Annotated in this window: 17 protein-coding genes; all 17 read left to right on the forward strand. The window is 68.9% G+C overall.

The window, feature by feature from the left end:
• Positions 1-160 precede the first annotated feature (160 nt).
• The 17 genes from CLV63_RS22365 to rplW all read left to right on the forward strand — a co-directional run bounded on the left by CLV63_RS22365 (position 161) and on the right by rplW (position 22,389).
• Positions 161-964, forward strand: coding sequence for a DUF6612 family protein (locus CLV63_RS22365; RefSeq protein ID WP_106585146.1), 804 nt, complete (start codon positions 161-163; stop codon positions 962-964).
• A gap of 327 nt (positions 965-1,291) precedes the next feature.
• On the forward strand, positions 1,292-1,813 hold the full coding sequence (gene rplJ, locus CLV63_RS22370) for a 50S ribosomal protein L10 (RefSeq protein WP_106585147.1): 522 nt from the start codon (positions 1,292-1,294) through the stop codon (positions 1,811-1,813).
• A 136-nt stretch (positions 1,814-1,949) separates the two neighbouring features.
• Entirely contained in the window at positions 1,950-2,330 is a 381-nt protein-coding gene (rplL, locus tag CLV63_RS22375) for a 50S ribosomal protein L7/L12 (protein WP_106585148.1), read from the forward strand.
• A 157-nt stretch (positions 2,331-2,487) separates the two neighbouring features.
• A complete protein-coding gene (locus tag CLV63_RS22380) occupies positions 2,488-2,685 on the forward strand; it encodes a ribbon-helix-helix protein, CopG family (protein ID WP_211301421.1) in 198 nt (65 codons plus the stop codon).
• Positions 2,682-3,062 (forward strand): type II toxin-antitoxin system death-on-curing family toxin, encoded by a 381-nt coding sequence (locus CLV63_RS22385; protein WP_106585150.1) that lies wholly within the window; start codon positions 2,682-2,684, stop codon positions 3,060-3,062. Before CLV63_RS22380 ends, CLV63_RS22385 begins: the two co-directional genes overlap by 4 nt.
• 454 nt (positions 3,063-3,516) lie before the next feature.
• Positions 3,517-6,984 (forward strand): DNA-directed RNA polymerase subunit beta, encoded by a 3,468-nt coding sequence (gene rpoB, locus CLV63_RS22390; RefSeq protein WP_106585151.1) that lies wholly within the window; start codon positions 3,517-3,519, stop codon positions 6,982-6,984.
• Positions 6,985-7,017: 33 nt separating this feature from the next.
• Positions 7,018-10,893 carry a DNA-directed RNA polymerase subunit beta' gene (locus tag CLV63_RS22395; RefSeq protein WP_106585152.1) on the forward strand — a complete coding sequence of 1,292 codons (3,876 nt, stop codon included), beginning with the start codon at positions 7,018-7,020 and terminating at the stop codon, positions 10,891-10,893.
• Positions 10,894-11,050: 157 nt separating this feature from the next.
• A complete protein-coding gene (locus CLV63_RS33695; protein ID WP_106585153.1) occupies positions 11,051-14,722 on the forward strand; it encodes a hypothetical protein in 3,672 nt (1,223 codons plus the stop codon).
• A gap of 195 nt (positions 14,723-14,917) precedes the next feature.
• A complete protein-coding gene (locus tag CLV63_RS22405) occupies positions 14,918-15,502 on the forward strand; it encodes a hypothetical protein (protein WP_146165632.1) in 585 nt (194 codons plus the stop codon).
• A 452-nt stretch (positions 15,503-15,954) separates the two neighbouring features.
• On the forward strand, positions 15,955-16,326 hold the full coding sequence (rpsL, locus tag CLV63_RS22410) for a 30S ribosomal protein S12 (protein WP_106585155.1): 372 nt from the start codon (positions 15,955-15,957) through the stop codon (positions 16,324-16,326).
• A 2-nt stretch (positions 16,327-16,328) separates the two neighbouring features.
• A complete protein-coding gene (gene rpsG / locus CLV63_RS22415) occupies positions 16,329-16,799 on the forward strand; it encodes a 30S ribosomal protein S7 (RefSeq protein ID WP_106585156.1) in 471 nt (156 codons plus the stop codon).
• A gap of 45 nt (positions 16,800-16,844) precedes the next feature.
• Entirely contained in the window at positions 16,845-18,959 is a 2,115-nt protein-coding gene (fusA, locus tag CLV63_RS22420; RefSeq protein WP_106585157.1) for an elongation factor G, read from the forward strand.
• Between the two features lie 69 nt (positions 18,960-19,028).
• Complete coding sequence (gene tuf, locus CLV63_RS22425) at positions 19,029-20,222, forward strand: elongation factor Tu (RefSeq protein WP_106585158.1); 1,194 nt, start codon at positions 19,029-19,031, stop codon at positions 20,220-20,222.
• A 247-nt stretch (positions 20,223-20,469) separates the two neighbouring features.
• Positions 20,470-20,778, forward strand: a complete 309-nt coding sequence (gene rpsJ / locus CLV63_RS22430; RefSeq protein WP_013156110.1) for a 30S ribosomal protein S10 — start codon at positions 20,470-20,472, stop codon at positions 20,776-20,778.
• A gap of 13 nt (positions 20,779-20,791) precedes the next feature.
• Positions 20,792-21,439, forward strand: a complete 648-nt coding sequence (rplC, locus tag CLV63_RS22435) for a 50S ribosomal protein L3 (RefSeq protein ID WP_106585159.1) — start codon at positions 20,792-20,794, stop codon at positions 21,437-21,439.
• Positions 21,440-21,442: 3 nt separating this feature from the next.
• Positions 21,443-22,102, forward strand: a complete 660-nt coding sequence (rplD, locus tag CLV63_RS22440; RefSeq protein ID WP_106585160.1) for a 50S ribosomal protein L4 — start codon at positions 21,443-21,445, stop codon at positions 22,100-22,102.
• Entirely contained in the window at positions 22,099-22,389 is a 291-nt protein-coding gene (gene rplW / locus CLV63_RS22445) for a 50S ribosomal protein L23 (protein WP_106585161.1), read from the forward strand. Before rplD ends, rplW begins: the two co-directional genes overlap by 4 nt.
• Positions 22,390-22,435: the final 46 nt, after the last annotated feature.

Below are 22,435 nucleotides of genomic sequence, written 5' to 3' on the forward strand. Positions count from 1 at the left end.
CGCCCCCGCCGCACGGCGGGGGCGCCCCTTTGCGTGTGCGCCGTCCTGACCCGCCGGTCGGCCGCTTGCGGCGTTCCTCCCGGAATCGGGAACCGGGCGCCCGCCCGTTCCGTCACACCAGGGCACAACCCCTTCAGACTGGGAGTGGAGAACGATTTCGATGCTGCGGAAGATCACAGGCACCCTGGCAGGTGTCGGCCTGGCGCTCGCCGCCACGGGCTGCGCCGCGATGCCGGGAGCGGCGGGGGGCGGCGGCCTGGGCGGGGGTCCGAGCGTCACGGAGGTCATCGACAAGGTCGTCGACAAGACGCGCGAGGTCGAGACCTACCAGGCGGAGATGAGCATGGCGGGGTCGATGGGCGGGGAGTCCATGGACATCACCAGCGACATCGAGTTCACGGCGAAGCCCGAGCCGACCTACAAGATGAGCATGGACATGGCCGGTCAGGAGAACACCGTGCTGATGCGCGGTTCGGAGATCCTGATGGAGGCCGACCCCGCCATGGGCGGCGGCTGGATGCGCGCCGGCGGCTCCGGTGAGCAGGCCATGAACCAGTCGCAGGACCCGATCGCCGAGGTCGAGAAGCTCCTCGCGGGCGACAACGTCGAGGAGGTCGGCAGCGAGGACGTCGGCGGGGTCTCGACCACCAAGTACAAGGGCTCCTACACCATCGACCAGGCGCTGGAGCAGATCCAGGACACCGAGGCCAAGGACGCAGCCAGGCAGGTCTACGACAAGGCCGGCGTCGACAAGATCGACTTCGAGGCCTGGGTCGGCGACGACCAGCTGCCGCGCAAGGTCACCAGCAGCGCGGGCGACACCGTGGACACCACCCTCACGTTCACGAGCTTCAACGAGCCGGTCGACATCCAGTACCCCGACCCCAGCGAGGTCAAGGACATGGACGACATGCTCGGCGGGGGCGGCGGCGCGCCGGACATCCCCGACCCCGGCGGCTACTGAGCCGGGCGCCGACCGCGGTGCCGGGCCGGTCGGCCCGGCACCGGCCGGGAGTTCGCACTCCCTGCCTGGGGTAGTATTGGAAACTGCCGAAGACCGCCGGTCGCCACCCATACGGGTGGCCTAAGGTCCCATCGCGAATGGGCGGCCCGCGCAGGTTTGATGCGAGCTTCTTCCGTGGTCTGTGCCGCTTCGGGCATTGTGCCGCGATAAGCCCCGTGCGCCTGCGCCGGGGCTCTTTTCATGCGCAGACGAACCTCGCTTCCGACGCCGTGGACCGTTCGTGAGACCCCTTGGCAATCACCGGTGTTCACTGTTGGAAGGAGACCCATGGCGAGGCCGGACAAGGCAGCCGCTGTCGCCGAACTCAAGGAGGAATTCCAGAGTTCGCAGGGCGCTGTGCTGACCGAATACCGTGGGCTCACTGTCGCGCAGGTCTCCGCACTGCGCCGCAGCCTCGGCCAGAACGCGCGGTTCCGCGTTGTGAAGAACACGCTCACCAAGATCGCCGCCACGGAGGCCGGTCTCGACCAGCAGGTCGTCGACCTGTTCGAGGGCCCCTCCGCCATCGCCTTCGTCAGGGGCGACGTGATCGAGGCCGCAAAGGGCCTGCGTGACTTCTCCAAGGCGAACCCGCCGCTGGTGATCAAGGGCGGTGTGATCGACGGCAAGTCGATGAGCCCCGAGCAGATCACCAAGCTGGCCGATCTTGAGTCCCGCGAGGTGCTCCTCTCGAAGCTGGCCGGAGCGCTCAAGGCCAAGCAGGGTCAGGCCGCAGCCGTCTTCCAGGCGCTGCCGTCCAAGACCGTGCGACTGGCCCAGGCGCTGGCCGACAAGCGAGCGGACGCCTAGTTACACGTTCGACACCGCGTCGGCGCACGTGCGCCGACGCCGCACGGCCGGCGGGCTCGACACCCGCCGTTGGGCAAGGACGAATCGGTGCGCGGCCGCAGGGCGGCGCGCCGGAAGAGAAAGAGGGATCGCAACCATGGCGAAGCTCAGCACCGAAGAGCTGCTCGGCGCGTTCGAGGAGATGACCCTCCTCGAGCTCTCGGAGTTCGTGAAGCTGTTCGAGGACAAGTTCGACGTCACCGCCGCCGCCCCGGCCGCCGCCGTGGCCGCCGCCCCGGCCGCCGCCGCGGAGGAGGTCGAGGAGCAGAGCGAGTTCGACGTCGTCCTCGAATCGGCCGGCGACAAGAAGATCCAGGTCATCAAGGAGGTCCGCGGCATCACGAGCCTGGGCCTGAAGGAAGCCAAGGACCTGGTCGACAACGCCCCCAAGGCGCTGCTCGAAGCCGTCAGCAAGGAGAACGCGGAGAAGGCGAAGGACGCCCTTGAGGGCGCCGGCGCCACCGTGACCCTGAAGTAGTCGCATCAGCCGACCGCCAAGGAGGCGGCCACCCCATCGGGGTGGCCGCCTCCTTGCGTTGCCGCAGGTCGCACGGTCCTGTGGAGAACGCCTGGCAGCCGATCGCGGCAGGCGGTATCACTGTGGTGTCACCCGGCCTAGAGTAGGGAGTATGGCGATGACACTGCGTTTGACCGACCGTGAGACCGAGTCGCTGCGCAAGCAGGCCGAGGCCGAGGGCCGCAGCATGCAGCAGGTCGCCAAGGCCGCGATCGAGGAGTACGTGGCGCGGCGGAGTGCCGACGACCAGATCCGGCAGGCCACCGAGGAGAGCGTTCGCACGTGGGCGCCTCTGCTGCGAAGGCTCGGCGAATGACCGCCTACCTGTCGTTGGAACAGGTCCTCTCCGTTGCGGAGGCCGCGGTCGGCGAGACTCCGTCGGTGCGCGATCTGGGCCTGCTCGATTCCGCGGTGCACCGGCCGCAGTCGGAGATGTTCGGGCGGGAGCTGTACCCGGACCTCTTCACCAAGGCCGCCGCGCTGCTCCACTCGATTGCCCTCAACCGCCCGCTCTATGACGGGAACAAGCGCCTCGCCTGGACGGCGACCGACGTCTTCCTGCGGGTGAACGGCGTGCAGATCGGCCCTGCCGAAGACGATGCATACGACTTCATGATCTCCGTGGCCGACGGGACGCTCTCGGAGGTCGAGGAGATCGCCAAGGTGCTGCGGTCGTGGGCCGAGCCGCGGTAGTCGCCGCGGTTGATCGCCGTGGGCGGGCGGCCTCCGGGCCGCCCGCCGGGCACCGCTTTACAGGTCCTTGACTGAAACATCATGCCCAGGTGTCGGCTCGCTCACACTCGTTCGGGTGTGTGGGTCCTCTCACGGGTGGCGAATCGCCCAGGATGGCCCGTGCGGGCTTGACGGATCCGATCGTTGGGGCGATGCTGCGTGGTGTCGTGAGTGGCTCAGGGGCAGGGTGTTGGACAGCGGTGTAGTATTGGGCTACACTGCCCTTTTGCGCTGCCCATTGGCGACTTCTGTGTTCGAACCCGCATACCGCGTCCGATTCTTCCCTGAATAGGCCAGTACGCGCGGGTTCCCGGCGAGGACCGACCATCGACTCACCCGAGTGGTCCATCGTCGTCCCTTGAGTCGTCCGGCGTGCGCGCGCATCAACCGCCACAAGCCTTCGGAAGGACCCCTGTTGGCAGCCTCGCGCAACGCCTCCGCTAACGCCCTTGGTCCGAACCGCGTTTCTTTCGCTCGCATTCAGGAACCACTCGAAGTCCCGAATCTTCTCGCCCTGCAAACCGAGTCCTTCGACTGGCTCCTCGGTAACGAGAAGTGGCGTACCCGAGTTGAGGTGGCCCGTAACGCAGGCCGCAAGGACGTTCCGGAGCAGTCCGGCCTCGAAGAGATCTTCGAGGAGATCAGTCCCATCGAGGACTTCTCGGGCACGATGTCGCTGTCGTTCCGCGACCATCGGTTCGAGCCGCCCAAGTACTCCGAAGAGGAGTGCAAGGACAAGGACATGACGTACTCCGCGCCGATGTTCGTCACGGCGGAGTTCATCAACAACGACACCGGTGAGATCAAGAGCCAGACGGTGTTCATGGGCGACTTCCCGCTCATGACCGTCAAGGGCACCTTCATCATCAACGGCACCGAGCGGGTCGTGGTGTCCCAGCTCGTGCGCTCGCCCGGTGTGTACTTCGACCGCCAGGTCGACAAGACCTCCGACAAGGACCTGTACGGGTGCAAGGTCATCCCCTCGCGCGGGGCGTGGCTGGAGTTCGAGGTCGACAAGCGCGACTTCGTCGGGGTCCGTATCGACCGCAAGCGCAAGCAGGGCGTGACCGTGCTGCTCAAGGCGCTGGGCTGGACCACCGATCAGATCCTGGAGCGGTTCGGCCAGTACGAGTCGATCCGCAACACGCTGGAGAAGGACCCCACGGCCGGGACCGACGACGCGCTGCTGGACATCTACCGCAAGCTGCGTCCGGGGGAGCCGCCCACGAAGGAGTCGGCGCAGACCCTGCTGGAGAACCTGTACTTCAATCCCAAGCGCTATGACCTGGCGAAGGTCGGCCGCTACAAGATCAACAAGAAGTTGGGGCTGGAGGCGGAGTACACGCAGGGCACGCTGACCGAAGAGGACATCGTCGCCACGGTCGACTACATCGTGCGGCTGCACGCCGGCGAGATCGAGCTGGAGCGTCCGCACGGGGCGTTCCCGATCGAGACCGACGACATCGACCACTTCGGCAACCGCCGCCTGCGGACCGTCGGCGAGCTGATCCAGAACCAGGTGCGGTTGGGGCTGGCGCGCATGGAGCGGGTCGTGCGCGAGCGCATGACCACCCAGGACGTCGAGGCCATCACGCCGCAGACCCTGATCAACATCCGGCCGGTCGTGGCCTCCATCAAGGAGTTCTTCGGCACCAGCCAGCTGTCGCAGTTCATGGACCAGACCAACCCGCTGGCCGGGCTCACCCACAAGCGCCGCCTCTCGGCGCTGGGCCCGGGCGGGCTGTCGCGTGAGCGCGCCGGCTTCGAGGTGCGCGACGTCCACCCCTCGCACTACGGCCGCATGTGCCCGATCGAGACCCCTGAGGGCCCCAACATCGGCCTGATCGGCTCGCTCGCCGCCTACGGCCGGGTCAACTCCTTCGGCTTCGTCGAGACCCCCTACCGCAAGGTCACCAACGGGGTCCTGACCGACGAGATCCGCTACCTCACCGCCGACGAAGAGGACCGCTTCGTCATCGCGCAGGCCAACACCCCCGTCAGCGCCGACGGCTCGTTCACCGACGACCGCGTCCTGGTCCGCCGCAAGGGCGGCGAGTTCGAGGCCGTCGTCAAGAGCGAAGTCGACTTCATGGACATCTCGCCGCGGCAGATGGTGTCGGTGGCGACCGCGATGATCCCGTTCCTGGAGCACGACGACGCCAACCGGGCGCTCATGGGCTCCAACATGCAGCGCCAGGCGGTGCCGCTGCTGCGGGCGGAGTCGCCGTTCGTGGGCACCGGGATGGAGTACCGCGCGGCCACCGACGCGGGCGATGTGATCCTGGCCGAGAAGGCCGGGGTGGTCGAGGACGTCACCGCCGACTACATCACGGTGATGGCCGATGACGGCACGCGCACGACCTACCGGGTGGGCAAGTTCCGCCGGACCAACCAGGGCACGTGCTTCAACCAGCGCCCGATCGTGGACGAGGGCCAGCGGGTCGGGGCCGAGCAGGTGCTGGCCGATGGGCCCTCGACCGATCTCGGTGAGATGTCGCTGGGCAAGAACCTGCTGGTGGCCTACATGTCGTGGGAGGGCCACAACTACGAGGACGCGATCGTGCTGTCGCAGCGCATCGTGCAGGACGATGTTCTGTCCTCGATCCACATCGAGGAGCACGAGGTCGATGCGCGCGACACCAAGCTGGGGCCGGAGGAGATCACGCGGGAGATCCCGAATGTGAGCGAGGAGGTCCTGGCCGACCTGGACGACCGGGGCATCATCCGGATCGGGGCCGAGGTGATCGACGGCGACATCCTGGTGGGCAAGGTGACCCCGAAGGGGGAGACCGAGCTGACGCCGGAGGAGCGGTTGCTGCGGGCGATCTTCGGGGAGAAGGCGCGCGAGGTGCGCGACACGTCGTTGAAGGTGCCGCACGGTGAGTCGGGCAAGGTCATCGGAGTGCGGGTGTTCAGCCGGGAGGAGGGCGACGAGCTGCCTCCGGGGGTGAACGAGCTGGTGCGGGTGTATGTGGCGCAGAAGCGCAAGATCACCGATGGCGACAAGCTGGCCGGGCGCCATGGCAACAAGGGTGTGATCTCCAAGATCCTGCCGCAGGAGGACATGCCGTTCCTGGAGGACGGGACGCCGGTCGACATCGTGCTGAATCCGCTGGGTGTGCCGGGGCGGATGAACGTGGGTCAGATCCTGGAGATCCATTTGGGGTGGCTCGCCAAGAACGGCTGGAAGGTCGAAGGCGACGACGCCCCGTGGAAGGACTCCCTGCGCAGCATCGGGGCCGACGAAGCCCCGGCCGACAGCAGGGTGGCCACCCCGGTGTTCGACGGCCTGCGCGAGGACGAGATCGGCGGCCTGCTGGCCTCCATCAGTCCCGACTCCGACGGCGACATCATGATCAACCCGGCCGGCAAGGCGCGGCTGTTCGACGGCCGCACCGGCGAGCCGTTCAAGGAGCCCATCGCGGTGGGCTACACCTACTTCCTGAAGCTGCACCACCTGGTCGACGACAAGATCCACGCGCGTTCCACCGGGCCGTACTCGATGATCACCCAGCAGCCGCTGGGCGGTAAGGCGCAGTTCGGCGGGCAGCGCTTCGGCGAGATGGAGGTGTGGGCGCTGGAGGCCTACGGCGCCGCCTATGCCCTTCAGGAGCTGCTGACCATCAAGTCCGACGACGTGGTGGGCCGGGTCAAGGTCTACGAGGCGATCGTCAAGGGCGAGAACATCCCCGAGCCGGGTATCCCCGAGTCCTTCAAGGTGCTCATCAAGGAGATGCAGTCGCTCTGTCTCAACGTTGAGGTGCTGTCCAGCGATGGCATGTCCATCGAAATGCGCGACAGCGATGAAGACGTTTTCCGCGCGGCGGAGGAACTGGGAATCGACCTGGGTCGGCGCGAGCCGAGCAGCGTCGAAGAGGTCTAATTCCGCGATCCAAGAGCAGGGGACGATAAACAAGTGCTCGACGTCAACTTCTTCGACGAGCTGCGCATTGGCCTCGCCACGGCCGACGACATCCGTCAGTGGTCCCACGGTGAGGTCAAGAAGCCGGAAACCATCAACTACCGCACCCTCAAGCCGGAAAAGGACGGGCTCTTCTGCGAGAAGATCTTCGGTCCCACCCGCGACTGGGAGTGCTACTGCGGCAAGTACAAGCGCGTGCGCTTCAAGGGCATCATCTGCGAGCGGTGCGGCGTCGAGGTCACCCGCGCGAAGGTCCGCCGTGAGCGCATGGGCCACATCGAGCTGGCCGCCCCGGTCACGCACATCTGGTACTTCAAGGGTGTGCCGAGCCGCCTCGGGTACCTGCTCGACCTCGCCCCGAAGGATCTCGAGAAGATCATCTACTTCGCGGCGTACATGGTGACCTGGGTCGACAACGAGGCGCGCGAGCGCGACCTCCAGTCGCTCGAGGCGCACATCTCCGTCGAGCGGCAGAACCTGGAGAAGCGCCGCGACTCCACCGTCGAGGACCGGCACCGCAAGCTGGAGACCGACCTCGCCGAGCTGGAGGAGCAGGGAGCCAAGGGCGACGCGCGTCGCAAGGTGCGCGAGGCCGCCGAGCGCGAGATGCGCCAGATCCGCGACCGCGCCCAGCGCGAGGTCGACCGGCTCGAAGAGGTCTGGAACCGCTTCAAGAACCTCAAGGTCCAGGACCTCGAGGGCGACGAGATGCTCTACCGGGAGATGCGCGACCGCTTCGGGAAGTACTTCCGCGGCGGCATGGGCGCCCAGGCCATCCAGGAGCGCCTCGTCAACTTCGACCTCGACGCCGAGGCCGAGAAGCTGCGCGAGACCATCCGCTCGGGCAAGGGCCAGAAGAAGGCCCGCGCCCTCAAGCGGCTCAAGGTGGTCTCCGCGTTCCTCAACACGAGCAACAGCCCCAACGGCATGGTGCTCGACTGCGTCCCGGTGATCCCGCCGGACCTGCGTCCGATGGTCCAGCTCGACGGTGGCCGCTTCGCCACCTCCGACCTGAACGACCTGTACCGCCGGGTCATCAACCGGAACAACCGCCTGAAGCGGCTGCTCGACCTCGGCGCGCCCGAGATCATCGTCAACAACGAGAAGCGGATGCTCCAGGAGGCCGTCGACGCGCTGTTCGACAACGGCCGCCGCGGGCGCCCGGTCACCGGCCCCGGCAACCGGCCGCTGAAGTCGCTGTCCGACATGCTCAAGGGCAAGCAGGGGCGGTTCCGGCAGAACCTGCTGGGCAAGCGCGTCGACTACTCCGGCCGTTCGGTCATCGTCGTCGGCCCGCAGCTGAAACTGCACCAGTGCGGCCTGCCCAAGCAGATGGCGCTGGAGCTGTTCAAGCCGTTCGTCATGAAGCGGCTGGTCGACCTCAACCACGCGCAGAACATCAAGAGCGCCAAGCGCATGGTCGAGCGGTCCCGGCCCGTGGTGTGGGACGTCCTCGAAGAGGTCATCACCGAGCACCCCGTGCTGCTGAACCGCGCGCCGACCCTGCACCGCCTCGGCATCCAGGCGTTCGAGCCGCAGCTGGTCGAGGGCAAGGCCATCCAGATCCACCCGCTCGTGTGCACCGCGTTCAACGCGGACTTCGACGGCGACCAGATGGCGGTGCACCTGCCGCTGTCGGCGGAGGCCCAGGCCGAGGCGCGCATCCTGATGCTCGCCACGAACAACATCCTGAAGCCGTCCGACGGCAAGCCGGTCACCATGCCCACCCAGGACATGATCATCGGCCTGTACTACCTGACCACCCTCAAGGAGGGGGCGGTCGGCGAGGGGCGCGCGTTCCGCACGCCGGCCGAGGCGATCATGGCCTACGACTCCGGTGAGCTCGACCTCCAGGCGCTGATCAAGCTGCGGGTCGACGGCGATGTCCCGCCGCCGGCCGACTGGGTGCGCCCGGACGACTTCGACGAGACCAAGCCCTACGTCCTGGAGACGACCCTGGGGCGGTACCTCTTCAACGAGACCACCCCGGTCGACTACCCGTTCGTGAACTTCCAGGTCGCGAAGAAGCAGGTGTCGTCGCTGGTCACGGAGTTGGCGGAGAAGTACCCGAAGGTGCAGGTCGCCACGACCCTCGACGCCCTCAAGGACGCCGGGTACCACTGGGCGACCCGGTCGGGCCTGACCATCGGCATCGCCGACGTCGTCGCGCCCCCGCGCAAGCAGCAGATCCTCGACGGCTATGAGAAGCAGGCCGACAAGATCCAGCGGGAGTACGACCGCGGTCTGATCACCGACGACGAGCGCCGCCAGGAGCTCACGGAGATCTGGACCAAGGCCACCAACGAGGTCGCCAAGGAGATGGAGGCCAACTTCCCCGCCGACAACCCGGTGTGGATGATGGTCAACTCCGGCGCCCGCGGCAACCCGATGCAGGTGCGCCAGATCGCGGGTATCCGCGGCCTGGTGTCCAACACCAAGGGCGAGACCATCCCGCGGCCGATCAAGGCGTCCTACCGCGAGGGCCTGTCCGTGCTGGAGTACTTCATCTCCACGCACGGCCAGCGCAAGGGCCTCGCCGACACGGCGCTGCGCACCGCCGACTCCGGGTACCTCACCCGGCGCCTGGTGGACGTCGCGCAGGACGTCATCGTCCGCGAGATCGACTGCGGCACCGACCGCTCGCTGTGGCACGAGATCGGCGAGAAGAACGCCGCCGGGGTCGTGGTGCGCAAGCACAACGTGGAGAACACGGGGTCGGGCCGGACCATCGCCGAGGACGTCGTCGTCGACGGCAAGGTCATCCTGCCCGCGCTGTCCGACACCACCGAGCAGGCGATCGACAAGGCCATCGAGGCCGGTGTCACCCGGGTGCGCGTGCGCAGCTCGCTCATCTGCGAGGCCCGTATCGGCGTCTGCACCACCTGCTACGGCCGGTCGCTGGCGACCGGCCAGCCGGTGGACGTCGGCGAGGCCATCGGCATCATCGCGGCGCAGTCCATCGGTGAGCCCGGCACGCAGCTCACCATGCGGACCTTCCACATGGGCGGTTCGGCCGGGCAGGACATCACGCACGGCCTGCCGCGTGTCACGGAGCTGTTCGAGGCCCGCATCCCCAAGGGTGTGGCCCCGATCTCCGAGCTCGACGGCCGGATCCGGCTGGAGGAGACCGACAAGAGCCGCAAGATCATCCTGATCCCGGACGACGGCTCCGACGAGATCGCCTACCCGGTCCCGATGCGCGCCGCGCTGATGGTCCGCGAGGGCGACCACGTGAAGGTCGGCCAGCAGCTGATCCAGGGCGCCATCAACCCGCACGAGGTGCTGCGCATCCAGGGGCCGCGCGCGGTCCAGCAGCACCTGGTGTCGGAGGTGCAGGAGGTCTACAAGTCGCAGGGCGTCTCGATCCACGACAAGCACATCGAGATCATCGTGCGGCAGATGCTCAAGCGGGTGAACATCCTGGAGGCGGGCGACGCAGCCCTGCTTCCCGGCGAGATGGTGGAGCGCCCCAAGTTCGAGTCGCTCAACCGGCAGGTGGTGGCCGAAGGCGGCCAGCCCGCGTCGGCGCGGCCCGTACTGCTCGGTATCACCAAGGCGTCGCTGGCCACCGAGTCGTGGCTGTCGGCGGCGTCGTTCCAGGAGACCACCAGGGTGCTCACCGAGAACGCCATCCACGGCAAGACCGACCCGCTCCTCGGGCTCAAGGAGAACGTCATTCTGGGTAAGCTCATCCCGGCTGGTACGGGTATGCCCCAGTATCGCAATATCCGAGTGGAACCGACCGAGGACGCCAAGGCGTCTATGTACTCGGTGTCGGGTTACGAGGAGCCCAGCGAGTACACCTTCGGGCAGGGATCCGGCGAAGCCGTCCCGCTGGAGGAGTACGACTTCGGTCCCTACAACAGGTGACCGAGAAGGACGATCGGTGAGATCGCTTGACTGATTCGGCGGCGGCGGCGGTCCACCCCAGATGGGGTGGAACTGCCGCCGTCGTCATGTCCGATCGTCATACTCGGGTGGGGACAGTTCTGATACGCGCTCACGCGCGGGCGGGAGAACGACGACAGTGACCGAACACGGGGGAGGCGGCCCATACGGGTCGGCGGAGGAAGACCAGGAGCACGGGCCCGGCAGACAGGGCACCGAGTCCTGGTTCGTCCCGACCACCGACCGGTACCGGACCCAGGCCGACCAAGACGAGCAGTTCCCGCCGGGGAACCCGGCCGACCAGGCGCCGCAAATGGGCGCCGGGGCCGACGAGCGGGCCGCGGGGGCGGCCGGCGGCGTCTCGACACCCGAGACCGGGGGGTACCCGGGGCTGCGGGGCGGCACGGAACGTCCGGGAATGGCCGAGCCGTACCCGTCGGCGCTGGGCGACCTCGGCGGGCCCGGCCCGCAGGCCGCGGCGCCCGGCGACGGCGACCTCTTCTCCGGGGCCGACGGGTCCCGCGGGTCCGGCGGGGGGCAGGACGAAGGCATCTACCGGCTGCCGCAGTCGGCTCCCCCCGCGCCGCCGTCGGGCGGCACGGGCGGTTACCCCGGCTTCGGCGCGAGCGTGCGCGGCGAACGGCCGCCCGCCGAGCCCGACCAGCAGCCGTGGGGCGGGTCACCGTCCGGCGGCGCCGACACAACGGCCGACCTCTCCGGCGTCCCGGGGACGGGCGGCGGCGCGTCCGGCGGCGGGTTCTCCTGGAGCGACAGCCCGCCGGCCGAGTCCGGCCGGCGGCCGTCCTCGTGGGAGGCGCCGGCGCCTGAGCGGCCCGGCGCCGAACCGCGCGCCGACTCTCCCGCGGTCCCCCGGGCCGAGGGCCACGGCCCTGCGGGCGGCGACCCCTTCGCGCCGTCGCGCCCGCAGCCGTGGGGCGGGGCGCGCTCCGGCGGCGCCGACACCACGGCCGACCTCTCCGGTGCACCGGGGGGCGGCGGCTACGCCGCTCCTGGCGGCGGGTTCTCGTGGGGCGACCCCTCCACCGCGGGGCCCGGCCCGCAGTCGCCGGAGTGGGGCGGGCCCGCGCGCGCGGACTCCGGCCCCGACTCCGACCTCTCCGGTGGCCCCGGCACGGGCGGCCACACCCCTTCGGGCGGCGGGTTCTCGTGGGGCGACACCACGTCCGGAGAGTCCGTTGCGGACGCCCCGTGGCGGCCGGGCGGCGACTCCGGCCCGTCGCGGTTCGACTCCGGCGCGCCGGAATCGGCCCCGTCGGGCTACGGGACGCGGTTCGACCCGGCGGCCTCCGACTCCGCCGCCGCAGGCGGCACCGGGGCGCGCTTCGACTGGGACCGGCCGGTCGGCTTCGAGCCAGGCCCGGCGGCGTCCGCGCCGCAGCCCCCGGCCGAACCCCCGGCGTGGAGCGCCGACTCCGGGTCCACGCGCTCCTTCGGCGAGCCCTACGACCCTGGCGGGCAGGGGGGCTCGTTCCACGGGTCCGACCGCCCCGGCGAGTCCGGCGGCGGTGCTTCGCCGTACCGTCCCGCCGAGGACCGCCCCGCCTGGGACGCCCCGGCGACGGGCGGCCGCGCCGCCGATCCCGCGCCGTTCGACGTCGACTCCGCGAGTTCGGTCTACGCCGAGGGCAGGCCGCCCGCGGGGTCCGCGCGCGAACCCCACGAGTGGGAGAGCCCGGGCGAGACCGGCGGCACGTTCGGCCCGCGGGGTGGGGAGGCCCCGCAGGCGTTCGGTTCCGGTGCGCGATCCGCGTCAGCGGAGCCGGGCCAGGGCGACTACGAGGACTTCTCGCGCCCCTACATGGAGCGCATGTCGTTCGACTCGCCCCCGCCGCCGAGCCGCGGCGGGGCGCCGGGGGACGACCCCGAATCGCGTCGCGACCCCGGCGGCCCGCCGGGCGCGGCTGCGCCCGACCTCTTCGCCCCGGACCGGGCGGCGTCGACGCCTTCTGCGCCCGAGCGGCCCGATCCGCTCGGCGGCGGCCTCGGCACCGGCAGCGGGAACACCTGGGCGTTCAGCCGCGACGACGAACGCCTCCCGCAGAACGTCCGCGACGCAGCCGAGCGCGACCGCCAGCGGCGCCAGAACGGGTCGCCCAGTCACGAGACCCAGGACTTCGCTTCGGGTGACGCGCCGCAGTTCGGCGCCTCGCCGGCCGGCGGCATCGGCGACCAGGCGCCGAACCGCGCCCCGTCGCCGTTCGACCGCGACGGCCCGCGGGACGGCCCCGCGCCCTCGGCCGACAGCCCCGCCCCGCCCGGCGACTACGACTCGCTGTACGCGAGCCGCGGCCCGGCCGACAGCCCTGCCCCGTCCGGCGACTACGACTCGCTGTACGCGAGCCGCGGCCCGGCCGGCTCCGGAGCACGGGCGCCCTCGGCCGACCGCGACGAACTCGGGTTCGACGGACGCCCGGGCGCGTACGGCGACCAGGGTTCCGCCCCGGCACCGCCGTTCGGCGACCAGGGGACCGCTCCCGCATCGCCGTTCGGCGACCAGGGTTCCGCCCCGGCACCGCCGTTCGGCGACCAGGGGACCGCTCCCGCATCGCCGTACAGCGACCAGGGTGCCTATCCCGGCACGCCGTTCGGCGGCGGCCAGGAACCCCGGCCCGACTTCGCCGACCCCGGTCCGGGCACCCGCGAGATCCCGGCCGTCCCCGACGACCGCGGGTTCGGTGCGTCCCCGGGCGGGTTCGGGCAGAGCACGCAGGCGATGCCCGCCGTGGGCGACGAACTCGGGTTCGACGGCCGCGGTTCGACCGCGGGTGCAGCGGGCCCAGAGCCGCGTTACGACGAGCTCGGCGCACGCGAACCCGAGTACGGCGCAGGTCCCGGCGGCCTGAGCGGCCCGCAGGGCTTCGGCGGTCCCGAAGGCTTCACCGGAGGGGAGTACCAGGGCGGCCCCGGAGGCACCGGGGTTCAGCAGGGCTTCGCGGGCACGGGGGGTCAGCAGGGCTTCGCGGGCACGGGGGGTCAGCAGGGCTTCGGAGGCACCGGGGGCCAGCAGGGCTTCGCCGGTCCCGGCGGCTATGGCGGCCCGGAGCAGTACGGCGGCCCGCAGGGCTACGGCGCTCCGGAGGGGTTCGGCGGCCCGCAGGGCCACGGCCCCGAGGGCTACGGCGCCCCCGATGCCTACGGCGGCCCGCAGAACCCCGGGGGCCCCGAGGGCTACGGCGGCCCGCAGGGCTTCGGTGGTCCCGACGGCGGTCACCCCGTCACGCCGCACGGCGGCAACGAGGGCTTCGACCTCTACCGCGAGCGCGGCGGCCCCGATGACGGTTCCCACGGTGGCCCCGGCCCGCAGGGCGGCGCCACCCAGTGGGACGGCGGCGGCTACCGCGGCGGTCCCATCCAGCCGGGGGGCCCGTACCCGCCGACCGGGGACTTCCCGGCGGTCGACGAGTACGCCGGGCACCCGGACGACCCGCAGGGGCGGCGCGGGCGCAGCGGCGGCGGCCGCGACTCCATGGCATCGGAGTTCCCGGGGTTCGAGGAGCGTTCGTCGAGCGGCGAGCGGTACCCGGGCTACGACAACGTCGACTACTGGCCCGAGACCGCGGGCCTCGCCGTTGCGACCATGTGGCTGGGCATCCTCGGCCTGTTCCCGCTCATCGGCCTGTTCACCGCGATCGCCGCGCTGATCACCGGCCCGAAGGCGCGCCGAGCCATCGGCGCGTCGAACGGGGAACTGGAGGGCGGCAACCTGGTGGTGATCGGAACGGCGTTCGCCGTCCTCGGTCTCGTCGCCAACATCGCCGGCGGCGTCGTCGCCTACCTCTACCTCATGTGACGCCGACAGCAGCATGACCACACAAAGGGGCCGGGCACTCCAATCAGGAGAGCCCGGCCCCTCGCCGTGCCAGGGCGGCCTGTCGCACGTCCCGGCCTTCACCGGGCGGCCCGGCTCCGAGCGGATCGCCGCAAGGCCCCGCGGCTCGATCCGTTGGCCTCGCCGCGGCGGCGGCCGGTGTGCGAGGTTGTCGGAGTGGATCAGGAGTACCGGATGGAAGGCGCCGCGTCCGTCGAGCAGAAGGGGTGGCCTGTGGGCGACCGGATGACGCTGCCCTGGGTGGTTCTGGCCGTTGTGCTGACGGCCGGCTGCGTCGGCGGGGAACCGGATCCCGGTCCGTCGCCGACAGCGTCGCCGCTGCCGACATCCACTGCGGCACTCGGCAAGGGGTTCGAGAAGCTCAGCGGCCTGCGGCTGCCGGAGGACGCGACGGGCCTGAAGGTCGACGCGGAACTCCTTGAAGGCGATCGCCCTTACTATCGGCTCCGCTACGAGACGACCCGGGGCGGTGCGGAGGTCGCCTGCACCGCGGACAACTTCACCTTCTATCCCTCCGATGGTCCGCCGGACGCCGAACAGCGCGAGGAGTTCTCCATCGGGGAGCACCGGACGGAGATCGCGGAGACGGTGGAGTGCACGGGGGACCACCCCACGAACGGGCTCGTCCAGAGGGGCGTCCTCGTCGTGTTCCCGGCGGACGGCGCGAAGCGGGACGACGGTGAACCCGATGGCGAGGACACCGCCATGGTCTACGCCTACGCGTCGGAGAACCCCGGGTAGGGGCCCGCCGTCGACGTCCGTACCGGGTGGGTGACGCATCGCTCCCGCTGTGTGGGGGGAAACTGCGTGAGCACTCGTTGTGGGACGTAGAATGGAAGACGACCTACGGCAGCAGCGGGCTGCGCGAGCATCGGGCGACCGGGCCACGGTTTTCATTTTGACCGTGTCTACCGGCTCGGTTACCCTGGACTTTCCTGCCCGTGAGTCGACGGGTCACACGCGTGCGCTCCATTGGATGCGATCTCAGTTCATGTGGGTCGCAGACGCTTGCGCCGCGTGATACCTCCTCCCATGATCATCGACCATTTGGTCGGCGTCGGCCGGTGCTCACAGTGCCGGAACAACCGCGACACGCCCGGATGCGTGGGTCGGGGGGGACGGGAATGTCAGCAGGTCAACAGCGAAGACTCGGCTAACAACCGGCGTAGGTCACGAGTAAGTACGGAGACGCGGTGCCCACCATCCAGCAGCTTGTCCGCAAGGGCCGCCAGAGCAAGGTCGCCAAGAACAGGACCCCGGCGCTCAAGGGGAGCCCCCAGCGTCGTGGTGTGTGCACGCGTGTCTACACCACCACGCCCAAGAAGCCGAACTCGGCGCTGCGCAAGGTCGCTCGCGTGAAGCTGAGCAGCCAGATCGAGGTCACCGCGTACATCCCCGGTGTCGGCCACAACCTCCAGGAGCACTCGATCGTGCTCGTCCGCGGCGGCCGTGTGAAGGACCTTCCCGGTGTGCGCTACCGGATCGTGCGCGGTTCGCTCGACACGCAGGGCGTCCGCAACCGCAAGCAGGGTCGCAGCCACTACGGCGCGAAGAAGGAGAAGTAAGTATGCCGCGCAAGGGCCCGGCGCCGAAGCGCCACCTGATCAACGACCCGGTCTACGGTTCGCCTCTGGTCACCTCGCTGATCAACAAGGTGCTCATGGACGGCAAGCGCTCCATCGCGCAGAGCATCGTCTACGAAGCCCTTGAGGGTGCCCGCGAGAAGTCCGGCCAGGACCCGCTCGTCGTCCTCAAGCGCGCGCTGGACAACGTGAAGCCGGCCCTTGAGGTGCGCAGCCGCCGTGTCGGTGGCGCCACCTACCAGGTGCCGGTCGAGGTTCGCGCCTCCCGCAGCACCACGCTGGCGCTGCGCTGGCTGATCCAGTACAGCCGCGCCCGCCGCGAGAAGACCATGACCGAGCGCCTGATGAACGAGCTGGTCGACGCCAGCAACGGTCTGGGCGCGAGCGTCAAGCGCCGCGAGGACGTCCACAAGATGGCCGAGTCCAACAAGGCGTTCGCCCACTACCGCTGGTAACCCCCGCGGCTTATCGATACGAGAGACCGAGAGAAGACGAGCCACATGGCTACCACTGCTCTTGACCTTGCCAAGGTCCGCAACATCGGGATCATGGCGCACATCGACGCGGGCAAGACCACGACGACTGAGCGGATCCTCTTCTACACCGGCGTGAACTACAAGCTCGGTGAGGTCCATGAGGGCGCGGCCACCATGGACTGGATGAAGGAGGAGCAGCAGCGGGGTATCACCATTACCTCCGCTGCGACCACGACGCACTGGAACGACACGACGATCAACATCATCGACACGCCCGGCCACGTGGACTTCACTGCCGAGGTCGAGCGGTCGCTGCGTGTGCTCGATGGTGCGGTCGCGGTGTTCGACGCCAAGGAAGGCGTCGAACCGCAGTCGGAGCAGGTGTGGCGTCAGGCCGACCGCTACAACGTCCCGCGGATCTGTTTCGTCAACAAGATGGACAAGATCGGCGCGGAGTTCCAGCGCTGCGTCGACATGATCAGCGACCGCCTGGGTGCGAACCCGCTGGCGATCCAGCTCCCCATCGGTGCGGAGTCCGACTTCAAGGGCGTCATCGACCTCGTCCGCATGAAGGCCTACGTCTGGAGCGACGAGGCCGCCAAGGGCGAGATGTACGACACGATCGACATCCCGGACACCCACGCCGAGGCGGCGCGCGAGGCGCACGACAAGATGGTCGAGGTGCTCGCCGAGGCCGACGACGAGATCATGGAGCTCTACCTGGAGGGCCAGGAGCCCACCGTGGAGCAGATCGTCCCGGCGATCCGCCGTGCGACCGTCGCCGGTACGGCCATCCCGATCGTTTGCGGCACCGCGTTCAAGAACAAGGGCGTGCAGCCGCTGCTCGACGCGGTCGTCGACTACCTGCCGACCCCTCTGGACGTCGAGGCCGTCGCCGGCCACGACCCCAAGGACGAGGCGGAGAAGCCCGAGCTCCAGCGCAAGCCGAGCAACGAGGAGCCCTTCTCCGCGCTGGTCTTCAAGATCATGAGCGACCCCCACCTGGGCAAGCTCACCTACATCCGGGTGTACTCCGGTGTCCTGGAGGCCGGCACCGCGGTGCTGAACAGCCTCAAGGGCCGCAAGGAGCGCATCGGCAAGATCTACCGGATGCACGCCAACAAGCGCGAGGAGATCGCGAGTGTCGGCGCCGGTGACATCGTCACGGTGATGGGCCTCAAGGACACCACCACGGGCGAGACGCTGTGCGACCCCGGGCACCCCATCGTGCTGGAGTCCATGACGTTCCCCGCGCCGGTGATCGAGGTCGCGGTCGAGCCGAAGACGAAGAGCGACCAGGAGAAGCTGGGCAGCGCGATCCAGCGCCTCGCCGAGGAGGACCCGTCCTTCACGGTGCACGGCGACGAGGAGACCGGCCAGACCATCATCGGCGGCATGGGCGAACTGCACCTCGAGGTGCTGGTCAACCGCATGCGCGATGACTTCAAGGTCGCCGCCAACATCGGCAAGCCGCAGGTGGCCTACCGCGAGACCATTCGCAAGAAGGTCGTCAAGGTCGACTACACCCACAAGAAGCAGACCGGTGGCTCCGGCCAGTTCGCGCGCGTCATCATCGACCTCGAACCGCTCGTGGTCGACGGTGTGGGCGACAGCGCCGGGTACGAGTTCGAGAACAAGGTCACGGGTGGCCGGATCCCGCGCGAGTACATCCCGTCGGTCGACGCCGGCTGCCAGGAGGCCGCGCAGTTCGGCATCCTCGCCGGCTACCCGCTGGTCGGGGTCAAGGTCACCCTTCAGGACGGTGCCGCGCACGACGTCGACTCCTCGGAGCTCGCGTTCAAGGTGGCCGGCTCCATGGTCTTCAAGGAGGCCGCTCGTCAGGCCAAGCCGGTTCTGCTCGAACCGGTCATGGCGGTCGAGGTCACCACGCCCGAGGACTACATGGGCGACGTCATCGGTGACCTCAACAGCCGCCGCGGTCTGATCCAGAGCATGGACGAGCGCTCCGGCGCGCGGGTCGTCAAGGCCCAGGTCCCGCTCTCGGAAATGTTCGGTTACGTGGGTGACCTGCGCAGCCGTACTCAGGGTCGGGCGAACTACACGATGGTGTTCGACTCCTACGCCGAGGTGCCGACCAACGTCTCCACGGAGATCGTTGCCAAGGCCCGCGGCGAGTAATCGCGACACGCAACAACTCAGTTAGCAAACTCGTACGTCACACGGCGTTAGACCAGTAGGAGAAGTCCAGTGGCGAAGGCCAAGTTCGAGCGGACCAAGCCGCACGTCAACATCGGCACCATCGGTCACATCGACCACGGCAAGACGACGCTGACCGCTGCCATCACCAAGGTGCTGCACGACGCGTACCCGGAACTCAACCCCTTCACGCCTTTCGAGGACATCGACAAGGCCCCTGAAGAGCGCGAGCGCGGTATCACCATTTCCATCGCGCACGTGGAGTACCAGACCGAGTCGCGGCACTACGCTCACGTCGACTGCCCGGGCCACGCCGACTACGTGAAGAACATGATCACGGGTGCGGCCCAGATGGACGGCGCCATCCTGGTCGTCGCCGCCACCGACGGTCCGATGCCGCAGACCAAGGAGCACGTGCTCCTCGCCCGCCAGGTCGGCGTGCCCTACATCGTGGTGGCCATGAACAAGGCCGACATGGTGGACGACGACGAGATCTTCGAGCTCGTCGAGCTCGAGGTGCGCGAGCTCCTCAGCGAGTACGAGTTCCCCGGCGACGACCTGCCCGTCGTCAAGGTCTCCGCGCTCAAGGCGCTGGAGGGCGACGAGAAGTGGGCCGAGGCCGTTCTCGAACTCATGAAGGCCGTTGACGAGAACATCCCGGAGCCGGTCCGCGACGTCGAGAAGCCCTTCCTCATGCCGATCGAGGACGTCTTCTCGATCACCGGCCGCGGCACCGTCGTGACCGGCCGCATCGAGCGCGGTGTCGTCAACGTCAACGAGACCGTCGACATCGTCGGGATCAAGGACACCAAGCAGACCACCACCGTCACCGGTGTGGAGATGTTCCGCAAGCTGCTCGACCAGGGCCAGGCGGGCGACAACGTCGGCCTGCTCCTGCGCGGCATCAAGCGCGAGGACGTGGAGCGCGGCCAGGTCATCATCAAGCCGGGCACCACCACCCCGCACACCGAGTTCGAGGGCCAGGTCGTCATCCTGTCCAAGGACGAGGGCGGACGGCACACCCCGTTCTTCAACAACTACCGGCCCCAGTTCTACTTCCGCACCACGGACGTCACCGGCGTCGTCACGCTGCCCGAGGGCACCGAGATGGTCATGCCGGGCGACAACACCGAGATGAAGGTCGAGCTGATCCAGCCGGTCGCCATGGAGGAGGGCCTCAAGTTCGCCATCCGCGAGGGTGGCCGGACGGTCGGCGCCGGTCGTGTCACGAAGGTTGTCAAGTAGCACAACGCAAGGGGTGCCGGAGTCACGGTGCCTCGGTGTGGCGGTCGGGCCGCAGGTCGGTTCGGCCGCCACACCATGAACGACGCCATCGGGCTCTGTAGCGGTGAAGCCACCTCAGGGGACAGCCCTGAAGCACTTTCTCAGGTGAATAGAGCCAGCAATAGGGCAGCCCCGAGGGGGCCCCGAGCCGGAGTCATCGGCCGGCGCGCGGCCTCTACGGACACGAACGAAGGACGATAAGGCCACCATGGCGGGACAGAAGATCCGCATTCGGCTCAAGGCATATGACCACGAGGTCATCGACAGCTCGGCGCGCAAGATCGTCGAGACGGTGACCCGGACGGGCGCGCAGGTCGCGGGCCCGGTGCCGCTGCCGACGGAAAAGAACGTTTACTGCGTCATCCGTTCGCCGCACAAGTACAAGGACTCGCGCGAGCACTTCGAGATGCGCACGCACAAGCGGCTGATCGACATCATCGACCCGACGCCGAAGACCGTCGACTCGCTCATGCGGCTCGACCTTCCGGCCGGCGTCGACATCGAGATCAAGCTCTAAGGGACGCACAGACATGACCAAGCAGATCAAGGGAGTTCTGGGCGAGAAGCTCGGCATGACCCAGGTCTTCGACGACGCGGGCCGGATCGTGCCCGTGACGGTCCTGAAGGCCGGTCCGTGCGTCGTGACCCGCGTCCGTACTCCGGATACCGACGGCTACTCCGCCGTGCAGCTCGGCTACGGCGACATCAACCCGCGCAAGGTGAACAAGCCTCTCGGCGACTACCTGCGCCGGCACGAGCTCCCCGTCAAGCGCCACTTCGTCGAGGTCCGCACCACCGACGCGAGCGAGTTCTCGCTGGGCGAGGTGCTGGACGCCGGTGCCTTCGCCACGGGCGAGAAGGTCGACGTCACGGGCAAGACGAAGGGCAAGGGGTTCGCGGGTGTGATGAAGCGCCACGGGTTCCGCGGCCTCAGCGCCACGCACGGCACCCAGCGCAAGCACCGGTCGCCCGGCTCCATCGGCGGCTGCGCCACCCCCGGACGCGTGTTCAAGGGCATGCGGATGGCCGGGCGCATGGGCAACTCGCGCAAGACCATCCAGAACCTCATCGTGCACGCGGTCGACGCCGACAAGGGGCTGATCCTCGTGAAGGGTGCGGTTCCCGGCCCGAACGGCGGCCTGGTGCTCGTTCGCACCGCCGCGAAGGGGGGTAAGTAGGCCATGGCGACCATCAAGGTCTCCGGTTCCGACCGGACCGTCGATCTCCCCGCGGAGGTCTTCGAGCAGAAGGTCAACATCCCGCTGATCCACCAGGTGGTCGTGGGCCAGGAGGCGGCGGCCCGGCAGGGCACGCACTCCACCAAGACCCGCGGCGAGGTGCGCGGCGGCGGCAAGAAGCCGTACCGCCAGAAGGGCACCGGCCGCGCCCGCCAGGGTTCGACCCGCGCCCCGCAGTTCGCCGGCGGTGGGACGGTGCACGGCCCCAAGCCGCGCGACTACTCCCAGCGGACCCCCAAGAAGATGAAGGCCGCCGCACTGCGCAGCGCCCTCTCGGACCGGGCCCGGCACGGCCGGCTGCACGTCGTCAGCGACTTCGTCGCGGCCGACGTCACCACCAAGCGCACGCAGACCGCGCTGAAGGCGCTGCGCGAGATCACCGGGTCCGAGAAGGTCCTGATCGTTCTCCACAGCGACGACGAGCACAACCGGCTGGCGCTGCGCAACCTGCCCGAGGTGCACTTCCTCGACGCCGACCAGGTGAACACCTACGACGTCCTGTACTCGGACGACATCGTGTTCACCGAGGCCGCCTACGAGGAGTTCCTCGCCCACGTGCAGGGCACCTCGTCGGCTGCGACGTCTCAGGAGGACGACCAGTGAGGATCCCCGACCCTCGGGACATCATCGTCGAACCGGTGATCTCCGAGAAGAGCTACGGGCTCATGGACCAGAACAAGTACACGTTCCTGGTTCGCCCCGGCTCCAACAAGACGCAGATCAAGCAGGCTGTCGAGCAGATCTTCTCGGTGAAGGTCACCTCGGTCAACACGATCAACCGCCAGGGGAAGCGCAAGCGGACCCGGTTCGGGTTCGGGAAGCGTCCCGACACCAAGCGCGCGATCGTGAGCCTCAAGGACGGCGACCGGATCGACATCTTCGGAGTCTGATCCACCCGCCGTACCGGTTCATCCCGAGCAACACGTAAAGGAATGC

The organism is Murinocardiopsis flavida (assembly GCF_003014485.1).
GTDB lineage: Bacteria > Actinomycetota > Actinomycetes > Streptosporangiales > Streptosporangiaceae > Murinocardiopsis > Murinocardiopsis flavida.

Coding starts and splice junctions, on each gene's coding strand:
- fusA (WP_106585157.1), top strand. CDS start 16,845: ATGGCTACCACTGCTCTTGACCTTGCCAAGGTCCGCAACATCGGGATC.
- CLV63_RS22380 (WP_211301421.1), top strand. CDS start 2,488: ATGACACTGCGTTTGACCGACCGTGAGACCGAGTCGCTGCGCAAGCAG.
- rplJ (WP_106585147.1), top strand. CDS start 1,292: ATGGCGAGGCCGGACAAGGCAGCCGCTGTCGCCGAACTCAAGGAGGAA.
- rplC (WP_106585159.1), top strand. CDS start 20,792: ATGACCAAGCAGATCAAGGGAGTTCTGGGCGAGAAGCTCGGCATGACC.
- rpsG (WP_106585156.1), top strand. CDS start 16,329: ATGCCGCGCAAGGGCCCGGCGCCGAAGCGCCACCTGATCAACGACCCG.
- rplD (WP_106585160.1), top strand. CDS start 21,443: ATGGCGACCATCAAGGTCTCCGGTTCCGACCGGACCGTCGATCTCCCC.
- CLV63_RS22365 (WP_106585146.1), top strand. CDS start 161: ATGCTGCGGAAGATCACAGGCACCCTGGCAGGTGTCGGCCTGGCGCTC.
- rpsJ (WP_013156110.1), top strand. CDS start 20,470: ATGGCGGGACAGAAGATCCGCATTCGGCTCAAGGCATATGACCACGAG.
- rplL (WP_106585148.1), top strand. CDS start 1,950: ATGGCGAAGCTCAGCACCGAAGAGCTGCTCGGCGCGTTCGAGGAGATG.
- CLV63_RS22385 (WP_106585150.1), top strand. CDS start 2,682: ATGACCGCCTACCTGTCGTTGGAACAGGTCCTCTCCGTTGCGGAGGCC.